Genomic DNA, 18,087 nt, shown 5'->3' with positions numbered 1-18,087 from the left:
TTTTATTTTATTTAGGTAGCTTGTGCTTAGCGCGCGGGAAGTTCAGCTCTATTTTTTGCAATTAATCAGCGTAGCTCATTTGCCCTGTATGATGAAGGTTTGCTAGAAAGGTAGAAGCCTCTTGAATTTCAACTCCATGATAGTAGTGCCCAATAATGTCGCGGTAGTTCTTCCCGGACCTAGCCATGCCGTCCGCTCCAAATTGACTCATTCCCACGCCGTGTCCCCATCCTCTCGTTTCAACCATAATTTGATTGCCGCTCCGCTGCCAAGTGAAATCACTAGAATCGAGCTCTAAGGCGTCACGCACTTCTCGTCCCGAAAAGACTTGGCCACCTACATTCACTTCTGCCACTCGTCCTCCGGTCGTTCTGGAAATAATTTCTCCTACTTCTCCTTCTCCAAGTTGCACTTGCAGTCTTTCCTCAAATTCTTCCACCGATAATTCAAGTCCCCCTTTATATCGAGGTGAATCCATATCCCACGGACTTTCCACGCTCCTCAAATAAGGAATTTCATTTTCCCAATATTCTTCTGAATTCTCTGTGTAGCCGTTACTCGTGGAAAAAAAAGTCGCTGTGATCGGTTCTTGATCGTAGGTGATCACTTCCCCTTCCGTTTCGTAGACAGCTTGACGAACTCTTGACATTCTCCATTCATAATCGCCGTCCCATTCCATTTGCAGTTCTTCGTCACTTTTGTACACTTGGTGCATCACCGTGTCTGTGACATCCGCGCCATCAGGTAAATTTAAATCTTGGCCATCTAGAAGATGTCGAATTAAATACGTTCTCGCCGTGAGCGCTTGAGCTTTGAGCGCTTCCATCTCATAAGAAGCAGGCATTTCAGAGGCCACCACCCCCGCAATATATTCTTCCATTGGAACCTCTTCAATGACCTCACTGCTAGAGCGAAAAACAGAGACGGATTGCGCTTCTAAAGGCATATCCGTGTCGATTTCTCCTTGCGCTTCTTCTTGTTGTACCGTCATTTTTTCTCCTGATTCCTCTTGCATGATACCGCTCTGTTCATTCATCGGAGAATCATTTGAAAATCCTGTCACTAGTATTGCAGGAATGACGAGGATCCCTACCATAAAAATTAATAGAACTAGCATAAAGCCTTTTACCATATGACGTCCTCCTTTTAATAGTCAACGTTGTATTTCCTGACTTTGCATGTCTCACATCATATCTATGAACTCTATCGATTGAATAGAACGTTGAAGAAACAATTTGCTAGTTTTACGGTAAGGGAGGATGAAAGGGGGTCATGGATGTTCATGAAACCGTACAGTGCCAGTCGCACACCGCACCACACGACAAAAAAACCCCATGCAAGGGCTGTCCCTGCATGAGGTTTGAATATAAAGATAATCAAATAAGAAGATTGCGGTAAGAAATTAAGAAGCGAAATTTGGATCCAACTTCAATGGAGCTGGAGCTTCTAAATTTTCAATTTCGACTTTCTCTTCTTCGTTTACGCGTTCAATATCTGCGCCTAGTGCGCGCAGTTTGTCTGCGAAGTTAACGTAGCCGCGATCAATGTGCTTTAGTTCAGTCACACGAGTGTAACCATCTGCTACAAGACCAGTTAATACGAGAGCAGCCCCTGCGCGTAGATCAGTCGAAGCGACTTCGGCTCCTTGAAGCTTCATTGGCCCGTTGATAATAGCTGCTCGTCCTTCGATCTTAATATTCCCGTTCATGCGTCGGAATTCTTCCACGTGCATGAAACGATTTTCGAAGACGGTTTCTGTGACGACGCTTGTTCCTTCTGCATTAAGCATAAGAGCCATCATTTGTGATTGCATATCAGTTGGGAATCCAGGGTGCGGCATTGTTTTAATATCGACAGCCTTTAACTTCTCAGGTCCAATGACCCGAACACCGTTGTCTTCTTCAATAATGATAACACCCATCTCTGACATTTTAGCAATTAATGGGCGTAAGTGTTCTGTTAAAACATTTTCAACTAGGACGTTTCCGCGAGAGATCGCAGCAGCTACCATGAATGTTCCTGCTTCGATACGGTCCGGGATAATCGTGTGCTCTGCACCGACTAACTCATCCACTCCGTCAATACGAATGGTACCAGTACCTGCACCGCGAACTTTAGCGCCCATAGCATTCAAATAGTTGGCAAGACAAACAATTTCAGGTTCTTCTGCCGCGTTCTCAATAATCGTTGTACCAAGAGCTGTCGTGGCAGCCATCATGATATTTTCCGTGGCACCTACGCTTGGGAAGTCCATGTAAATTTTGTTTCCGTGTAGACGGTCGTCCACTTTTGCTTCGATAAATCCGTTTCCGATCTCAACTTTAGCACCCATCGCTTCAAACCCTTTTAAATGTTGATCAATTGGGCGTGAACCAATCGCGCATCCGCCTGGAAGTGCAATCCTTGCGTGACCGACTCGTGCGAGCAACGGCCCCATGACCAAGAATGATGCACGCATTTTACGGACATACTCAAATGGTGCTTCAATCGCTAATTCTTTCTCAGCGTCTACTTCAATATGACCTTTCCCGTCATATGTTACGTCTGTGTTAAGCGTTCGTAAAACTTGGTTGATTGTGTATACGTCAGCTAAAGCTGGTACATCATAGATATGACTCTTTCCTTTGCTGGCTAAAATAGATGCAGCGATGACTGGCAAAACAGCATTCTTTGCTCCTTCGACACGGACTGTGCCACTTAATTGCCTGCCACCGCGGACGATGATTTTTTCCAATATATTCCCCTCCGCGTCTAAATTGTATAGTTCATTCATATTCAATGGTAATCGTTCGTGTGCCATTTGAGACAGTTGTCTTCTTGCCCAATTCGTTGGCATCGCTGATTTCTCCGTCTCGATTACCTTCGTACATTGCTCGATTACGTTCCATTGTAATCGCTCAGATCGTTGCTTCGTTGGAAGTTGCAGTCATAATCCTTTATGGTCGTAGGCCGGGGATGAGTAGTGCGATGTCTGCTTCGTTGTTTGGTATAAGGATTAATCACATAGTGTGTTCAATACGAATTATTATAAATAAATAATAGTAGTAGATGGTTAGTATGTTTGCTATTCAGTTCCAATGTTCATTGTTAAGAAGTGTCCAACCTGATTTAGTGAAATGTCCCACACGATCTCTTCCCATTTTTGGAAACCTTTAAACCTGCTTCGTAAGATGTTTCTCTTACTAGCATTGTTACCTCTAACGGATCAGAAATACATGGAAGTATCAGCTAATCTTCGGCTAGCACAGCGGCTGTCATCCACTCCTTCTCGTTCATTTACCTTTTAAAATAGATACCGAATTGATGTAGACCAGTTTAAGTAATTAAGTAAAAAGCTGGTGACCATATGTGATAGTGCGATCGTGATGATAATCATCAAGCCTTTTGCTTTGACTCCGTCGGGATTTTTTACAAACAAATCGAACTTAAACGACTGAATCGACCACCATACGACAGTAAGTACCATCAAACTAATTAAAATGTTAAATAATGATTGCTGTCCAAGTGATTCGATCATTCAAAATACCCTCCGTGTCTTACTGCTCTGCTGAGATCGATTTCAGACTCATTGCTCTAAATCCAATCCCTGCTCATTGTATTCAACGATTCAACCCTTTAATCCTTTTTGTGAAAAGTTGAATAAATAAACACAATGATAATCTTAACGGATAACATGTGATAACGCCACCGTTTTTTTGACCTTTTCTTGCCAATTCCAATAGGTCTTTCGTATTGTTTTTTGAAAGAACAGTTCATAAATGATTTTCTTTAAAAATTAGGCGCCTTTTTGTTCACTACTTGTACTGTTCACGATAGAACGAGATGTCAAACCTATTTAAGGGAGTTTTTTAAATTTTTTGTAAAAAAGGTAATTTTAATTCTGCATTTCCATTAAAAAATAGATGCAAAGCCGTGACAAACTCGTCTCAAATGGTGTTTTATTCATAAAACCTCATATATTTCCATCGCTAAACAAATAAAAACCCTCTTTACACGGTCACCTTGTTAAAGGTTCGTGACTAGAGGGTTCATTTTGTCCGTTATACGATTAATTTCTTAAAACAGCGCAAACCAGTTTAATGTTGTAAAGATGTCCAGGAGAAAGTTCGGCATGATTCCAAGAATGATTGTTACGGCTAAGGCTACGGTAACAACGGCACTCAGACTGACTGGAACTTGCAGCTCCTTATCATTTGCTTTTGGCTCGGTCATAAACATCTGTTTAATAAAGCTAAAGTAATAGAAGAATGACACGACACTCATGACAATCATGATGATTGCGAGCCAGAGAAGATCAGCGGACACAGCTCCAAAAAAGATCTGCGCTTTTCCAATGAATCCGGCTGTAAGTGGAAGACCAGCAAGTGAAACTAAGAAGACTGTCATCGCTACCGCTAAATACGGTGAGCGTTGGAATAAGCCGGCAAAGCTGCTTAAGTCACTTGTTCCAGCATCTTCTGTTACAAGGGTGATGACGGCGAAGGCACCTAATGTCATCATTAAGTAAGCGACGCTGTAAAACAAAATCATACTTAACGAGAAATTTCCCATAAACGGTAAGGCAGCAATGGGGACTAGGAGATACCCTGCTTGAGCGATCCCCGAGTATGCCATGAGTCGCTTCGTATTTTTTTGAGTTAAGGCAATGGCATTTCCTACTATCATAGTGACCGCTGCTAAGACGGCAATGATGAAGATCCATTCTTCGTACACCGGAAGAAAGCCGAACACCATGACGCGAAGAACGATCCCAAATCCGGCGATTTTAGAGACAACCGATAGAAAAGCCGTAATCGGTGTCGGTGCTCCTTCATAAACGTCTGGCGCCCACATATGAAAGGGAACGATGGAAATCTTAAATCCGAACCCGACAAGCATGAAAATGAAGCTGATCGTCATCATCACAGAGTAATCTGCAAATAACTGAGGCATTGCTTCTCCGATAACACGTAAGCTCGTCGATCCAGTCAATCCATATAGAAACGACATGCCGTAAAGAATAAACGCGGAAGCTGTTCCCCCAAGAATGACATATTTAATCGCCGCTTCTGTTGAATGACGGTGATACTTTTTGAACCCGACGAGACAGTAAGAAGAAATACTTAAGATTTCAAGCCCAATAAACAGGGTGATCAAGTCCGCTGACGACACCATGATCATCGCCCCTAAAGCTGAAAACAAAAGAATGGAATAGTATTCTCCTTGGTAAATCTCCTCGTTTCGGTCAAGGTAATTCATGCTGATCAATATGACCATGGCGACACCAACGAGGATGATTAGTTTAAATATCATCGCAAAACCGTCGACCACGAAAACATCAGCAATTTGCCCCGACGTGCTATTCGTAAGGAAGACAAGCACTGCTGTCACTAATAGAGACATGACAGATAGTTTACCGATAAATGGTTTTTTTCCATGAATACCTGTCATGAAATCGATCGTAAATACTAACAAGGCTAACGCCGCCAATACAATTTCCGGAGTCATTAAAGACCAGTTGGCATCAAAAGCTGTCATTGTCTTTAACCCCCTATCTTCGACACAATGTCGATTACTGTAGTGTTGATTACGTCACTTAGAATGTGCGGATAGACGCCAATGATGATGCTTAAGGCGAGCAAGCCGATCATTGGGACGTATTCCATTGGACGAGCATCAGGAAGTCCGATAAACTTCTCTTTCATCGGTCCAAAGGTCGTCCGTTGCATCGCCCATAATAAGTAAGCAGCCGTTAAGATAATCCCGATGGCAGCAATGACCCCGATCGTTGTTGCTGCTGGAATGATGCTTTCAGATGCCCCGAAAATTCCGATGAAGGCGAGTAGTTCACTAACAAATCCCGATAACCCTGGCAACCCTACAGAAGCCATCGCTGCTGCAAGCATGAAACCAGCTAACACAGGCACGGATTTAGACAAACCGCCAAGCTCGGAAATGGTTCGTGTCTTGGTTCTTTCGTAAATCGCTCCCACCATGAAAAACAGCAAAGCGGAAATGAATCCGTGAGAAACCAATTGAAAGATGGCCCCCTGCATCCCTGAAGTAGTAAAGGAAGCAATTCCTAGAAGAACAATCCCCATATGACTGATACTTGAGTAAGCCACCAAAGATTTCAAATCTGTCTGTACGAGCGCTAGCAACGCTCCATAAATAATGTTGATGACACCTAGTATGGCAATCAACGTTGCAAATCGTGCCGCCTGATCAGGTAAGATTCCGAATCCTAAACGAATCAATCCGTATCCACCCATTTTCAGAAGGACACCGGCAAGAATCATACTAGCTGCTGTCGGTGCTTCTACGTGGGCATTTGGAAGCCACGTATGAAATGGAAATACCGGCAATTTGATAGCAAAGGCCACAAATAAGGCTAAGAAAATCGCGCCCTTTACAGTGCCAGTTAACACCTCTGGGTTGGCTGGATCGGCGAAAATTTCAGCCATGCGAATCATGCTAAACGTCGTCTCTTGCATGTTCATCGCTTCATACGATTTGAAGAACATGGCAATGAATGTCATGAACATAATCGCACTTCCAAGTCCGGTATACACTAAGAATTTAAACGAAGCGTATTCTTTCATCTTCCCTCCCCAAATCCCAATTAAGAAGAACATCGGAATGAGCGTTAATTCAAAGAACAGGAAGAATAAGAACATGTCGAGGGCGACGAATACCCCTAACATCCCCGTAAGTAACACGAGAGTCCATACATAAAATTCTTTTACTCGCTTCACAATCGAAAAGGAAGCGAAAATCGATAACGTCGTTACAATTGTCGTTAATACGAGCAACGGCATCGATAATCCGTCAATGCCAATTTCATAGTTAAATTGTAAAAATCCAATGTTAAACCATTCTGTTGTGGTGGCATATTGCAACCCAGAGACTCCCCGTTCAAACCCGCCCCATATAATGAGGGAAAGGATCAGCGCCACTCCGGAAATGATCGCAGCAAGAGAACGAATGACATTGACGTTCTCCTTTGGAATCATCAAAATGAGAACAACTCCGATGAGCGGCATAAACACAAGCCATGTCAACATGTTTTCCATCATCCGAAATACCCCCTTATAACGAAGGCAAGTGCGATGACGACAAGTCCTCCGAGGATCGACACAAGACCGTATGTTTGCAGCTGACCGTTATGACCTCGGCTAAATGAACGCCCCGTGCCTCGCGTGGAACGTCCAATCAGATTGACAATGCCATCCACGATGCTTTTGTCCATTTCCCAGAAGAAACGTCCGATGGCTACCGTTGGTCTGACAAATACAGCTACATATACTTCATCTAAATAATATTTATTGATCAGAAGCTTGTGAACACCAGGAGCTTTACTTGCAAAGAAGTCTTCTGCAATCGCTCCTTTGTAATACATTGCCCATGCAAGAGCGATCCCTCCCCCTGCGACAGCTAACGATAGGAAGGCTAACCATAATTCTCCGTGAGGCTGAGCCCCTACATTTAATCCTTGAATCAAGAACCCTTCCAATTGATGTCCCAGAAACGGAGCATTGACGAATCCAGCTACCACAGCGAGAGAAGCCAACACAATCAATGGGAACGTCATGAATCCAGAGTTTTCTTTCGGCGCGTCATGATGGCCATGGTCCTCTGCAGGAGGAACACGATCTTGATCCACTGAGTCGTCCCGGGGGTTATCCGCTTCAGCGACACTTGCTGCCCCTTGGGCTTCAACTCCCGGATCATTTGCATGAGGATCGTCGTGATCACCACCTCGATACTCTCCTGTGAATGTTTTAAAGAAAAGACGGAACATGTAAAATGCAGTCATGAACGCCGTCACTAGAGCAATGGCAAACAAGAATCCATCACCGTTGAGTAACGCAGAAGCAAGAATTTCTTCCTTACTCCAAAATCCAGCGAGGGGAAACACACCTGCAATGGCTAACGACCCAATTAAAAAGGTCACTGCAGTAATTTTCATCTTGCCCCATAAGCCCCCCATGTCACGAATATCTTGACGATGGTGAACTGCGTAAATCACGCTTCCCGCTCCAAGGAAAAGGAGTGCTTTAAAGAATGCGTGCGTCATTAAGTGGAACAAACCTGCGACATAACCGGCTGTTCCTAACGCTAAAATCATAAACCCTAACTGACTGATCGTAGAATAAGCCAAGACTCGCTTGATGTCCGTCATGACCAAAGCCATTGTCGCTGCGAAAAAGGCGGTGATTGCCCCTGTATAAGCAACAACGGTCATAGCCGTTGGAGAAGCTAAAAATAACGGGTACATCACTCCGACTAAATATACTCCGGCAGCAACCATCGTTGCGGCGTGGATCAACGCACTGACGGGTGTCGGACCTTCCATGGCATCAGGTAACCAAACGTGAAGTGGAAATTGAGCTGATTTCCCCACAGCCCCCATGAAAATCAGCAGAGCAATAGCAGTTAATAACGTATCATTAATTAGACCGTTTTCTACTGCCGCAAAAATTTCTCCGTAGTCGAAGCTACCAGTCTGATTAAATAAAATGACAAGACCTAACAGTAACCCAACATCCCCAATTCGAGTGGTTAGGAAGGCTTTTTTTGCAGCGGCTGCCGCTTCCGGCTTGAAATACCAAAATCCGACGAGCAAGAAGGAACATAAACCAACGAGCTCCCAGAAGATGAACAATTGCAATACGTTCGGTGCCAGGACCAGTCCTAACATGGAGAACGAGAACAATCCTAGGTAACTATAAAACACGTGAATTCGTTTGTCATCGTGCATGTACTCTCTTGAGAAAATGTGTACGACCAAGCTAACGAGGGTGACGACGATGAGCATCATCGCATTTAAAGGTGTGACCTCATAGCCCATGGTGATCGTGCTTTCCCCAAAGGTTATCCATTCAATTACGTATGTGTAAGTTTCTCCGCCAATCCGTTCAAACAAAACCATTACGGAAACGATGAACGACAGGCCCAAACCTGCTATTCCCACATAGGCAGCTTTCTCTTTAAGAAATCTTCCAAAGAATAACAGAATCAGGAAGGCGATTAGCGGAAAAACCGGGATTAACCAGGCATTTTGTATCATACCATCACCTTTTCTTCGATTAGTCTCTTACTATATATAGGTGTAGATCAGTGAAGCTTCCATTCACACCTTGAATCTATCGCTATGATGGTTATTTACCAGCGTAACAAGTCGTGTTTAATCACATCTATGGAGTTACGGTTGCGATAAAGGGCGATCAAAATAGCTAGACCGACTGCTGCCTCTGCTGCTGCAACAGTGATGACGAATAACGTAAACACTTGCCCTGAAATGTTGGCAAATGGTCCAATCGCTGAAAAGGCAACCAAGTTGATATTCACTGAGTTAAGCATTAATTCAATACTGGCAAGGACAATGACGAGGTGACGCCTCGTTAAGACCCCGTACAATCCGATACAAAAAAGAATGGCTGCGAGAGATAAAAAGAGCGAAATAGGCACCATGTTATTCGACCTCCTTTCTTGCGATCACAACGGCCCCAATAAGAGCTGAAGTTAACAAAAAGCCCGATCCAAGAAAGGCAATGAAATAGTGACCGTAAAGCTCCAAACCGATCGCTTCTACTGTACCTACGTACGGTTGTTCTGTCGGTAAATCCATGGAGAAGATCCCATAGAGCAACACGCCAAGCAGGGTAGCTGCTCCGAGAAATCCGAGTATTTGCTGCCCTTTTCTCGGGTCAGGACCGAATCCGACGTTTCTGTGCTCTGTCATCATCATACCGAAGACGAACAAGATCGTAATCGCTCCAACGTATACCATCACTTGGATAATCCCGATAAATTCTGCTCCAAGTAAAAAGTAAAGACCTGCGACTGCAAAGAAACTGAATGCCATCGAGACCACTCGGTGAGAGATGCGCTCAAGGGCCATGATGAGTACGGCACACACGATGGCGATTAGTGCGAGAATGATAAAGAAGATCATTTGCGTGTTCACTTGGTGTCACCTCTTCCCGAAGTGTCGTCTGTGTCTGGTTTTGTTTTTGTTTGTTTTTCAGGAGGTGTTTCTTCCTCCGATTTCATCTCCGGCTTAGGCATCGCTTCAGGACTCGGCATCGGCTTTGGCTGTTCTGCAGATCCTTCTTCTTCTTGTTTAACCGAAGATTTTTCATTCACTTTGGTTTCCGCATCTTCTGCAGGTTTTCCAGATGCTGGTTTTGGCTTTTCCGTTTCAGCTTTAGGCTTCGGATCCTCTGCAGGTTTAGGCACTTCAGAAGGCTTTGCGTCTGTCTTTAGCTTGGCTTCCTCCACAGGTTTCGCTTGCTCTTTTGATTTTGCAGGTTTTGTTGCTTCAGGTTTCGCGGTGTCGGCCTTGGCCGGCTTAGTTTCAGAAGTACCCGCTGCTTTTGCACCTGACGTGACCGCTACTTTTTCGTTCTTTTCAGCGGTGGGCTTAGCTGCTGGCTTCTTTTCTTTCGGCTTTGGCGCTTCTTCCGTGTAGTTTCCGTACACCTTATTATTCGTAAGCCACTCAATATCTTTGAAATGGGCAGAACGGTTGAACTCACTTAAATTATCATAGCGAGCCGTCATAACAATTGCTTCCGTCGGACATACTTCTGTACAGAAGTCACATAGAATACACCCTTGGAAATCGATATTATACGTATCAATGACCTTTTTCTTCGGGTTTTCTTCGCTCTTTTTTCCTGTCAGTGTAATCACGTCAGTTGGACACGCCTGCACACATAAGTTACATACAATACATTTTTCCGGAAAAAATCTGTGAATACCCCGGAATCGTTCTGGCATAACCATTTTCTCTTCTGGATATTGGATGGTTATGTTCTTTTTTCTGAAATAATTCAAGGTTATGCCGAACCCTTTTAATAATCGAAACATTTAATCACCCCATCCACACTTTGATAACCGCTGTAACCACAATGTTGAGCAATGCTAGCGGGATGAGCACCTTCCAGCCGAAATTCATAAGCTGGTCAACACGGGCTCGCGGTAAGGTTGCTGTGAGCCAGAACCATATAAACATCACTGCACAGACTTTAAGCAAGAACCATACAATTCCCGGTAAAAACGCCGGACCTAACCAACCGCCTAAGAAAAGCGTTGTGGCTAACGCTGCAATCGCGATCGCATACGTGTATTCTGCTAACATAAAGAAAGCAAATCGGAATCCTGAGTACTCTGTGAAAAAACCGGCAACAAGTTCTGATTCTGCTTCTGGCAAGTCAAATGGCGACCGATTTAATTCTGCAATTGATGAAATCATATAGACGACAAAGGCCAAGAATTGTGGAACAATAAACCACATGCCCATCTCTGCCTGATAATTGACGATATCTGTGATGTTGAGGGACCCAACAAGAATAATGATCCCGATAATAGACAGAATAAGCGGGAGCTCATAACTGACCATTTGTGCCACACCACGAATGGAACCTAGCAACGCATATTTGTTGTTAGAACTCCAACCACCCATTAATACGCCAAGCATGGTAATGGACGATACGCCTAAGAAATAAATGACACCGATATTGATATCAGCCCCACCGATGGAACTGCTGTAAACAAGAACGGCCATGACCGAGAATGCCGGTGCGAACGCTAAAACAGGGGCCAAAACAAAGATCGGCTTGTCTGCTTTGGCTGGAATGACATCCTCTTTCATTAATAGCTTCATAACATCAGCGATTGTTTGAAACAATCCCCAAGGACCGTGCCGGTTAGGTCCCGGTCTAAGTTGAATCGCTCCAATTACTTTTCGCTCTGCGAGAATGGCGAATGTGACCCCACCAAGTAACACACCCATGACGGTAACAGCGTAGATGACCATAATTAAGTAATCCACTACGCATCAACCTCCCCGAGAACCACGTCAAGACTTCCAAAGATGGCGACGAGATTTTGGATCGATTCACCTACTAAAAGATGCTGAAGAATCGATACGTTGACAAACGATGGTCGTCGAAGTTTGATACGATAAGGTTTGTTCTTTCCATTACTGATCGCATACACGCCGATTTCCCCTTTAGAAGCTTCGGCACGACGGTACACTTCCCCAGCGGGTGGCTTGATCATCATCAGTCGTTTCCCTTTTTTCGTAATGATGTCGCCTTCAGGAATTTGTTCACATGCTTGCTCAATAATTCGCAAAGATTGGAACATTTCAGCAATCCGCACTTTGTATCGTGCGAAAACGTCGCCTTCTTGCTCCGTTGGAATCTCAAAATCAAACCGGTCGTAAATGGAATAGGGTTCAGTTTTCCGAACATCGATGGCAATCCCGCTTCCACGGGCAATTGGCCCTGATAATCCCCAGTTAATGACTTGTTCTTTTGACAATCTTCCGACTCCGATTGTTCTCGCTCTAAACACTTCATTTCCAGTGACGAGAACGTTGAATTCTTGGATGTTTTCGTATAACTCTTTCACCGTTTCTTGAACTTTCTCAATCCATCCATCTGGAGAGTCCCATTTTACTCCGCCGATGCGGTGGTAGTTAAAGGTCATTCTTGCACCGCTAATTTCATTTAGTCTGTCTAAAATCGTTTCCCTGTCTCGGAAAGCATAGAGGAATGGGCTCATTGCTCCAATATCGAGTAAATACGTTCCCCACCAAACGAGGTGACTGGCGATTCGGTTCAGTTCCATTGTAATGACACGTAAATATTCAGCCCTTTCAGGAACTTCCCACTCTAATAAATCCTCGATGGCTGCACAATAAACGTAGTTATTAGTCATCGCATTCAAATAATCTAGTCGATCTGTATAAGGAATAAACTGTGAATATAGAAATCTTTCAGCTAACTTTTCCGATCCACGGTGCAAATACCCCATTACTGGAATCGCTTCTTTAATCGTTTCCCCATCCACTTTCAGCTGCAACCGGAAAACCCCGTGCGTACTCGGGTGCTGCGGCCCCATATTCAGCGTCATTGTTTCTGTTTTTAACTCCGACATTTGCTAAACACCCCCTAATCCAAGCCTAGGGCTTTTTTATCTGTAATGTAGTCTTTTCTAAGCGGATGACCTTCCCAGTCGTCTTCTAACAAAATACGTTTCAAACGCCAGTGTCCCGGGAAATCAATGCCTAGTAGGTCATATGTTTCTCTTTCCATATAATCAGCTGCTTTCCATACTTGATCGGCTGACATGATGACAGGCTCTTCTCTTGGTGTCTTCACTTTTAAATATAAATAATGATCTAGCTTAGTTGAATAAAGGTTATAAATGACTTCCATATGCTCTTCATAATCCACTCCTGTGACGCAAGATAGGAAGTCAAATTGGAGGGACTCTTCATCATGGAGAAGTTTTGCTGTAGCTAAATTCCAGTGGTCCGAACCGAGAATGATCATCGGCTTCTCGAAATTCAGTTTGGCTTCTTCAATCACTTCTTCTCCTTGGAGTGTGTGAATTTTTTCGACAATAAGGTCGAGAAGCTCTTGGCTCATCCTTCTGTCACCCTCTCTCCTCTCGCTTCCATGCGAATTTTTTCGCGAAGCTTATCAATTCCGTCTAATAAAGCCGGTGGAGTTGGCGGACAACCGGATACGTAAACGTCGACTGGAACGATCTTATCTACCCCATTCAACACACTGTAAGCTTCTTTGTATGGACCGCCGCAAGTCGCACATGAACCCATGGCAATGACCCATTTCGGTTCAGGCATTTGATCATACAGGGTTCTTAAGACCGGTGCCATCTTGCCTGTGACCGTCCCTGCCACAATCATCACGTCTGAGTGACGCGGCGACGCTCGGAAAATCACACCGAAGCGGTCAAAGTCAAACCTCGATCCCCCGGTTCCCATCATTTCAATCGCACAACATGCTAAACCGAAGCTCAATGGCCAAAACGAACGGGTTCTGGACCACGCTTTTAATTGGTCCACCTTCGTGAAAAAGACGTTCTTCTTTACATCTTCTAAAATTCTCGGATCATACTTCTCTAATTCTTGAAATCCTTTTAGTTCCATTCTAGCACCCTCTTTTTCCAAGAATAGGCAAGACCTAAGGCCAATATTCCAATGAAGATTAACATCATATTCAACCCGACCCATCCGAGTTGATCTAACGTAACGGCCCACGGAATTAAGAAAACGGTTTCAACATCAAAGATGATGAATTCGAGCGCCACGATATAGTAGGCGACGTGGTATCGAACTTGTGCATCTCCTTCCGGCGTAATCCCACTTTCATACGTTGTGATCTTCTCTGCATAGGGATTGTTCGGCCTCAACAATCGCCCAAATGTCAGAGCAACCACTGGAAGCGCAACCCCAAGTAACATGAAAATTAATACTAAAATATAATTATCATAATATACTCCCAGCGACATACGTTCACTCCCCTCCATATAAATATATTCTTTTGTATCCTACTCTCAATCAAATTATAACAAAGCAATGAAAATCATGTCTATATTATTCTGAATTCTCAGATAAGTAATGTTACTACGTTGTTTATAGGTTTAACCGTTGGCATGGCAAGGGTTTAGAGATTGGAAAATATTGTTTTAATCGTTGGTATACATGGGTTTGAGCAATCATTATTGGCTGTTCTAAACAAAAATAAGGCTTGAATATTCGTTATAATAATTATTATAAAGGAATTATTATTTTTCATGCCCTTAATTTCGTGTTATGCTCATTTCACTTTTCTGTTTAGTGTATATGGATTTTTATGGTAATTATACAGGTGGGCTATAAGTTGTTAGAATATTGTGATTTTATTAGTTTAAGCTCTATTCTATAAGGATTTTTCCGAGGAAAACGCATTGTGAATAATAGAACATACACTATAACAGAGAGGATGTAAAGAATAGAACAGTCTATTTTATATATTTTCTAAACAACTTAGTTTCTAAAATGTGACTTTTTCATGAATTTTTTTGATTTAAAAAAGTGGGCATTTCATCATTGATTCTCAATTAGATTTTCATGAATCTTAAGTAGTTTTATGCTCCTTTTATCGGCAATTATCGACTTTATCGGATGTTGTGAATTTAAATAAATTGGTAAGCCAATAGTCGTTAAGAACACTTTGTGACAACATAAATTTAGAAGAACCTTGACTAAGCGTTTTTCTAAAAAAGTAGTTTTTGTAGAATTTTGTTTAACAGTATTGATTTTTCAGAATAATTATCGTATGATTTTTTTGTAAATATTTTCTTCTTTGATTGTACGTGTAATCTCTTCCCGAAGACCTCCTCCACTTCTCCTCTGTTTGTACAATCACACATTTTCCATGTTTATTGTCGCTCTGATTTCTTGTTCACTATTGTGAACAATGAATATGCTTGATTTTCAAAGCAATCATAGGTTATGTCAAAAACACTAATTACATTCAAGGGAGATGATGTTATTGCCTTACAAAACAAGAGATTGGAAATCTAACATTCCATACCATATCATGAGCCGTTCCAATTGGAAGGAACGTCTATTTAGAGAGGAAGAAGACTTTCAATATTTTTTTCATTTGCTAGAGCAAACCAGTCATAAATACCCGTTCCAACTGAATTCATTCATTTTCATGCAAACCCACTTTCATATGTTGATTAAATCAGACAATCTCCACTATTCGCATATTATGTATACAGTAAAAAAGCAGTACGCGGAGTACTACAATCGAAAATACACACTTAGAGGGCACCTTTTTGACAAGCGATTTATTGTGAAGCCTGCTTATTCGCAACGGACGATTTTGATCATGAGTAGGTACATCCACTACAATCCGGTCGAAATTAATCTCGTCCGAAAACCTGAAGATTACAAATGGAGTAGCTATCCTTTATTACTTAAAGCTGATTTGAACGTTGAAAAAGATCTTCATTTACCGTCTTTTATTGATTTCAAACCTTTATTGAATCCCTTCAAAGGGACGAATAATGAAAAAAGAAAGAAATATATTCAATGGTGTAGTAAAGCTTATTAGTTTTTTGTTTTTTGTTGGGTCATGCTGCGTAGGTGCTGCGCTGCTAGTACCTACCTACCACCACTCGTCCTGCACCAGCATCTGTTTCTTGCCACACAACCAAAAAAGCAGCTTGCCCGGCATGGGCAAGCTGCTTTTTGTGAGACTATATTTTTGATTCTGAAACTTCGAGTCGGTTGATGGCTCGTTTCAGGGCCAATTCGGCTCGTTTGAAATCGATGTTGTCTCTTTTGGCTTCATCTAAGCGACGCTGTGCTCGTTCTTTGGCAGCGCGTGCGCGGGTGATGTCGATTTCAGATGGTCGTTCTGCTGATTCGGCGAGAATGTTTACTTCGTCTGGACGGACTTCCATGAAGCCGCCACTCACTGCGATGAGTTCTACTTTTGAATCTTTCTTTATTCGGATGGCACCGATGGCGAGAGGCGTTACCAATGGTAAGTGACTAGGCATGATTCCTAGTTCTCCATCTGGTGTTTTTACGCTTACCATCTCTGTTTCTCCGCTATATACACTGCCATCAGGAGTGACGACATTGGTTTGCATCGTCTTCACGGTTCACCCTCCTTATGGAAGGGACGATTCACCTGAAGACCAGAGCCATGACGGTGTGCTTTCGTACAGAGTGACAAGAGCAGCTCTTAATGAAAGAGGTGCGAATCTGACACTCCGTATTCAAGCACGCTCGTCTTGATTTTTCAGGAAAAATCTTGGCCTGGTCTGTTGGGAATATCGCTTCCTATTGCATGATTGCGTTTATTTGGCTTTTTCTAATACGTCTTCAAGGCGTCCAACGAGTCGGAAGGCGTCTTCTGGTACGTCGTCGTGTTTGCCATCGAGGATTTCGCGGAATCCTTTGATGGTTTCTTTGACTGGTACGTAGGAGCCTTTTTGTCCGGTGAACTGTTCGGCCACGTGGAAGTTCTGGGATAGGAAGAACTGAATGCGACGGGCACGGCTTACCGTGAGTTTGTCTTCTTCAGAGAGTTCGTCCATACCTAAGATGGCGATGATATCTTGTAGTTCCTTGTATTTCTGAAGGGTCGTTTGGACTTCACGGGCAACGTTGTAGTGCTCTTCTCCAACAATTTCAGGAGAGAGGGCACGGGACGTGGATGCTAATGGGTCAACGGCTGGGTAGATCCCCATTTCAGAAAGTTTACGCTCTAAGTTTGTTGTAGCGTCTAAGTGAGCGAAAGTTGTTGCTGGTGCCGGGTCAGTGTAGTCATCGGCAGGAACGTAAATCGCTTGGATCGATGTAACGGATCCTTTTTTCGTTGATGTGATTCGTTCTTGCAGCTGACCCATTTCCGTGGAAAGTGTCGGCTGGTAACCTACGGCAGATGGCATACGTCCCAGTAGGGCGGATACCTCCATACCTGCTTGAGTGAAACGGAAAATATTGTCGATGAAAAGTAGCACGTCGGCGCCTTTTTCATCACGGAAATGCTCGGCCATCGTAAGTCCAGTTAAGGCTACACGCATACGTGCACCAGGTGGCTCGTTCATTTGACCGAAAACCATGGCCGTTTTCTTGATAACGCCAGAGTCTGTCATTTCAAAATACAAGTCATTTCCTTCACGCGTTCGCTCACCAACACCGGCGAATACAGAGATCCCGCCGTGTTCTTGGGCGATGTTGTTAATTAATTCTTGAATAAGAACGGTTTTACCTACACCGGCACCACCGAAGAGACCGATTTTCCCACCTTTTACGTAAGGTGCAAGAAGGTCTACAACTTTAATTCCTGTTTCAAGAATTTCTGTTTGTGTTGATAACTCTTCATAGACAGGGGCTTCGCGGTGAATTGGATCACGCTGAACTCCTGGGTTGATTGGTGCATCAAGGTCGATGTTTTCACCTAAAACGTTGAATACACGTCCTAATGTATCATCACCTACGGGTACGGAAATCGGTTGAGCTTGATCGATTGCTTCCATCCCGCGGACAAGTCCGTCAGTAGATGCCATGGCAATCGTACGAACTGTATCGTCACCAAGGTGAAGAGCAACCTCTAAAGTTAGATCAACGTCAACTTCCCCAGAAGACTGGGCTTTATGATTAATCTTAATAGCGTTATAAATCTCAGGTAGCTGCCCGCGCTCGAATTGAACGTCAACAACTGGACCAGTTACTTGAGTGACGCGTCCTTTATTCATCTTCTTTCCTCCTTCTAAGAAAGG

At 43.3% G+C, this 18,087-nt stretch carries 17 protein-coding genes; 1 reads left to right on the top strand and 16 read right to left on the bottom strand.

Going from position 1 to position 18,087, the window contains the following annotated elements; translation table 11 throughout:
* Positions 1-61: 61 nt before the first annotated feature.
* From spoIID to CR194_RS12625, 14 genes are all read right to left on the bottom strand, one after another.
* Positions 62-1,132 carry a stage II sporulation protein D gene (spoIID, locus tag CR194_RS12690; protein ID WP_110610066.1) on the bottom strand — a complete coding sequence of 357 codons (1,071 nt, stop codon included), beginning with the start codon at positions 1,130-1,132 and terminating at the stop codon, positions 62-64.
* Positions 1,133-1,402: 270 nt separating this feature from the next.
* Positions 1,403-2,734, bottom strand: coding sequence for a UDP-N-acetylglucosamine 1-carboxyvinyltransferase (gene murA, locus CR194_RS12685; RefSeq protein WP_110610492.1), 1,332 nt, complete (start codon positions 2,732-2,734; stop codon positions 1,403-1,405).
* 549 nt (positions 2,735-3,283) lie between these two features.
* Positions 3,284-3,517, bottom strand: coding sequence for a DUF1146 family protein (locus CR194_RS12680; protein ID WP_110610065.1), 234 nt, complete (start codon positions 3,515-3,517; stop codon positions 3,284-3,286).
* Positions 3,518-4,056: 539 nt separating this feature from the next.
* The gene (locus CR194_RS12675; RefSeq protein WP_110610064.1) at positions 4,057-5,517 is read right to left on the bottom strand and encodes an NADH-quinone oxidoreductase subunit N; all 1,461 of its coding nucleotides are present in this window, start codon (positions 5,515-5,517) and stop codon (positions 4,057-4,059) included.
* A gap of 5 nt (positions 5,518-5,522) precedes the next feature.
* On the bottom strand, positions 5,523-7,055 hold the full coding sequence (locus tag CR194_RS12670) for a complex I subunit 4 family protein (RefSeq protein WP_110610063.1): 1,533 nt from the start codon (positions 7,053-7,055) through the stop codon (positions 5,523-5,525).
* Positions 7,052-9,049: an NADH-quinone oxidoreductase subunit L gene (gene nuoL, locus CR194_RS12665; RefSeq protein ID WP_110610062.1), complete on the bottom strand. Its 1,998-nt coding sequence runs from the start codon at positions 9,047-9,049 to the stop codon at positions 7,052-7,054. Before nuoL ends, CR194_RS12670 begins: the two co-directional genes overlap by 4 nt.
* Before the next feature lie 95 nt (positions 9,050-9,144).
* Positions 9,145-9,453: an NADH-quinone oxidoreductase subunit NuoK gene (nuoK, locus tag CR194_RS12660; RefSeq protein WP_110610061.1), complete on the bottom strand. Its 309-nt coding sequence runs from the start codon at positions 9,451-9,453 to the stop codon at positions 9,145-9,147.
* A gap of 1 nt (position 9,454) precedes the next feature.
* A complete protein-coding gene (locus CR194_RS12655) occupies positions 9,455-9,949 on the bottom strand; it encodes an NADH-quinone oxidoreductase subunit J family protein (RefSeq protein ID WP_110610060.1) in 495 nt (164 codons plus the stop codon).
* Positions 9,946-10,854: a NuoI/complex I 23 kDa subunit family protein gene (locus CR194_RS20810; RefSeq protein ID WP_110610059.1), complete on the bottom strand. Its 909-nt coding sequence runs from the start codon at positions 10,852-10,854 to the stop codon at positions 9,946-9,948. Before CR194_RS20810 ends, CR194_RS12655 begins: the two co-directional genes overlap by 4 nt.
* 4 nt (positions 10,855-10,858) lie before the next feature.
* The gene (gene nuoH, locus CR194_RS12645; protein WP_233254354.1) at positions 10,859-11,818 is read right to left on the bottom strand and encodes an NADH-quinone oxidoreductase subunit NuoH; all 960 of its coding nucleotides are present in this window, start codon (positions 11,816-11,818) and stop codon (positions 10,859-10,861) included.
* Positions 11,818-12,930, bottom strand: a complete 1,113-nt coding sequence (locus tag CR194_RS12640; RefSeq protein ID WP_110610058.1) for an NADH-quinone oxidoreductase subunit D — start codon at positions 12,928-12,930, stop codon at positions 11,818-11,820. The genes nuoH and CR194_RS12640 overlap by 1 nt, the downstream gene beginning before the upstream one ends.
* Positions 12,931-12,944: 14 nt before the next feature.
* Complete coding sequence (locus CR194_RS12635; RefSeq protein WP_110610057.1) at positions 12,945-13,424, bottom strand: NADH-quinone oxidoreductase subunit C; 480 nt, start codon at positions 13,422-13,424, stop codon at positions 12,945-12,947.
* On the bottom strand, positions 13,421-13,948 hold the full coding sequence (locus CR194_RS12630) for a NuoB/complex I 20 kDa subunit family protein (RefSeq protein WP_110610056.1): 528 nt from the start codon (positions 13,946-13,948) through the stop codon (positions 13,421-13,423). Before CR194_RS12630 ends, CR194_RS12635 begins: the two co-directional genes overlap by 4 nt.
* Positions 13,939-14,310, bottom strand: a complete 372-nt coding sequence (locus CR194_RS12625; protein ID WP_110610055.1) for an NADH-quinone oxidoreductase subunit A — start codon at positions 14,308-14,310, stop codon at positions 13,939-13,941. Before CR194_RS12625 ends, CR194_RS12630 begins: the two co-directional genes overlap by 10 nt.
* A 1,025-nt stretch (positions 14,311-15,335) precedes the next feature.
* Here CR194_RS12625 and CR194_RS12620 point away from each other — a divergent pair.
* A complete protein-coding gene (locus CR194_RS12620) occupies positions 15,336-15,905 on the top strand; it encodes a transposase (RefSeq protein ID WP_158282256.1) in 570 nt (189 codons plus the stop codon).
* Positions 15,906-16,050: 145 nt separating this feature from the next.
* Here CR194_RS12620 and CR194_RS12615 read toward each other — a convergent pair whose 3' ends face one another.
* Positions 16,051-16,458: a F0F1 ATP synthase subunit epsilon gene (locus CR194_RS12615; protein WP_110610053.1), complete on the bottom strand. Its 408-nt coding sequence runs from the start codon at positions 16,456-16,458 to the stop codon at positions 16,051-16,053.
* A 201-nt stretch (positions 16,459-16,659) separates the two neighbouring features.
* On the bottom strand, positions 16,660-18,063 hold the full coding sequence (gene atpD, locus CR194_RS12610) for a F0F1 ATP synthase subunit beta (protein ID WP_110610052.1): 1,404 nt from the start codon (positions 18,061-18,063) through the stop codon (positions 16,660-16,662).
* Between the last annotated feature and the right edge of the window lie 24 nt (positions 18,064-18,087).

This window comes from Salipaludibacillus keqinensis (assembly GCF_003226325.1).
In the GTDB taxonomy this organism is placed as follows: domain Bacteria; phylum Bacillota; class Bacilli; order Bacillales; family Salisediminibacteriaceae; genus Salipaludibacillus; species Salipaludibacillus keqinensis.
Note: the sequence above shows the minus strand (reverse complement) of the source record. Positions and strands in the feature narration are given on the sequence as shown.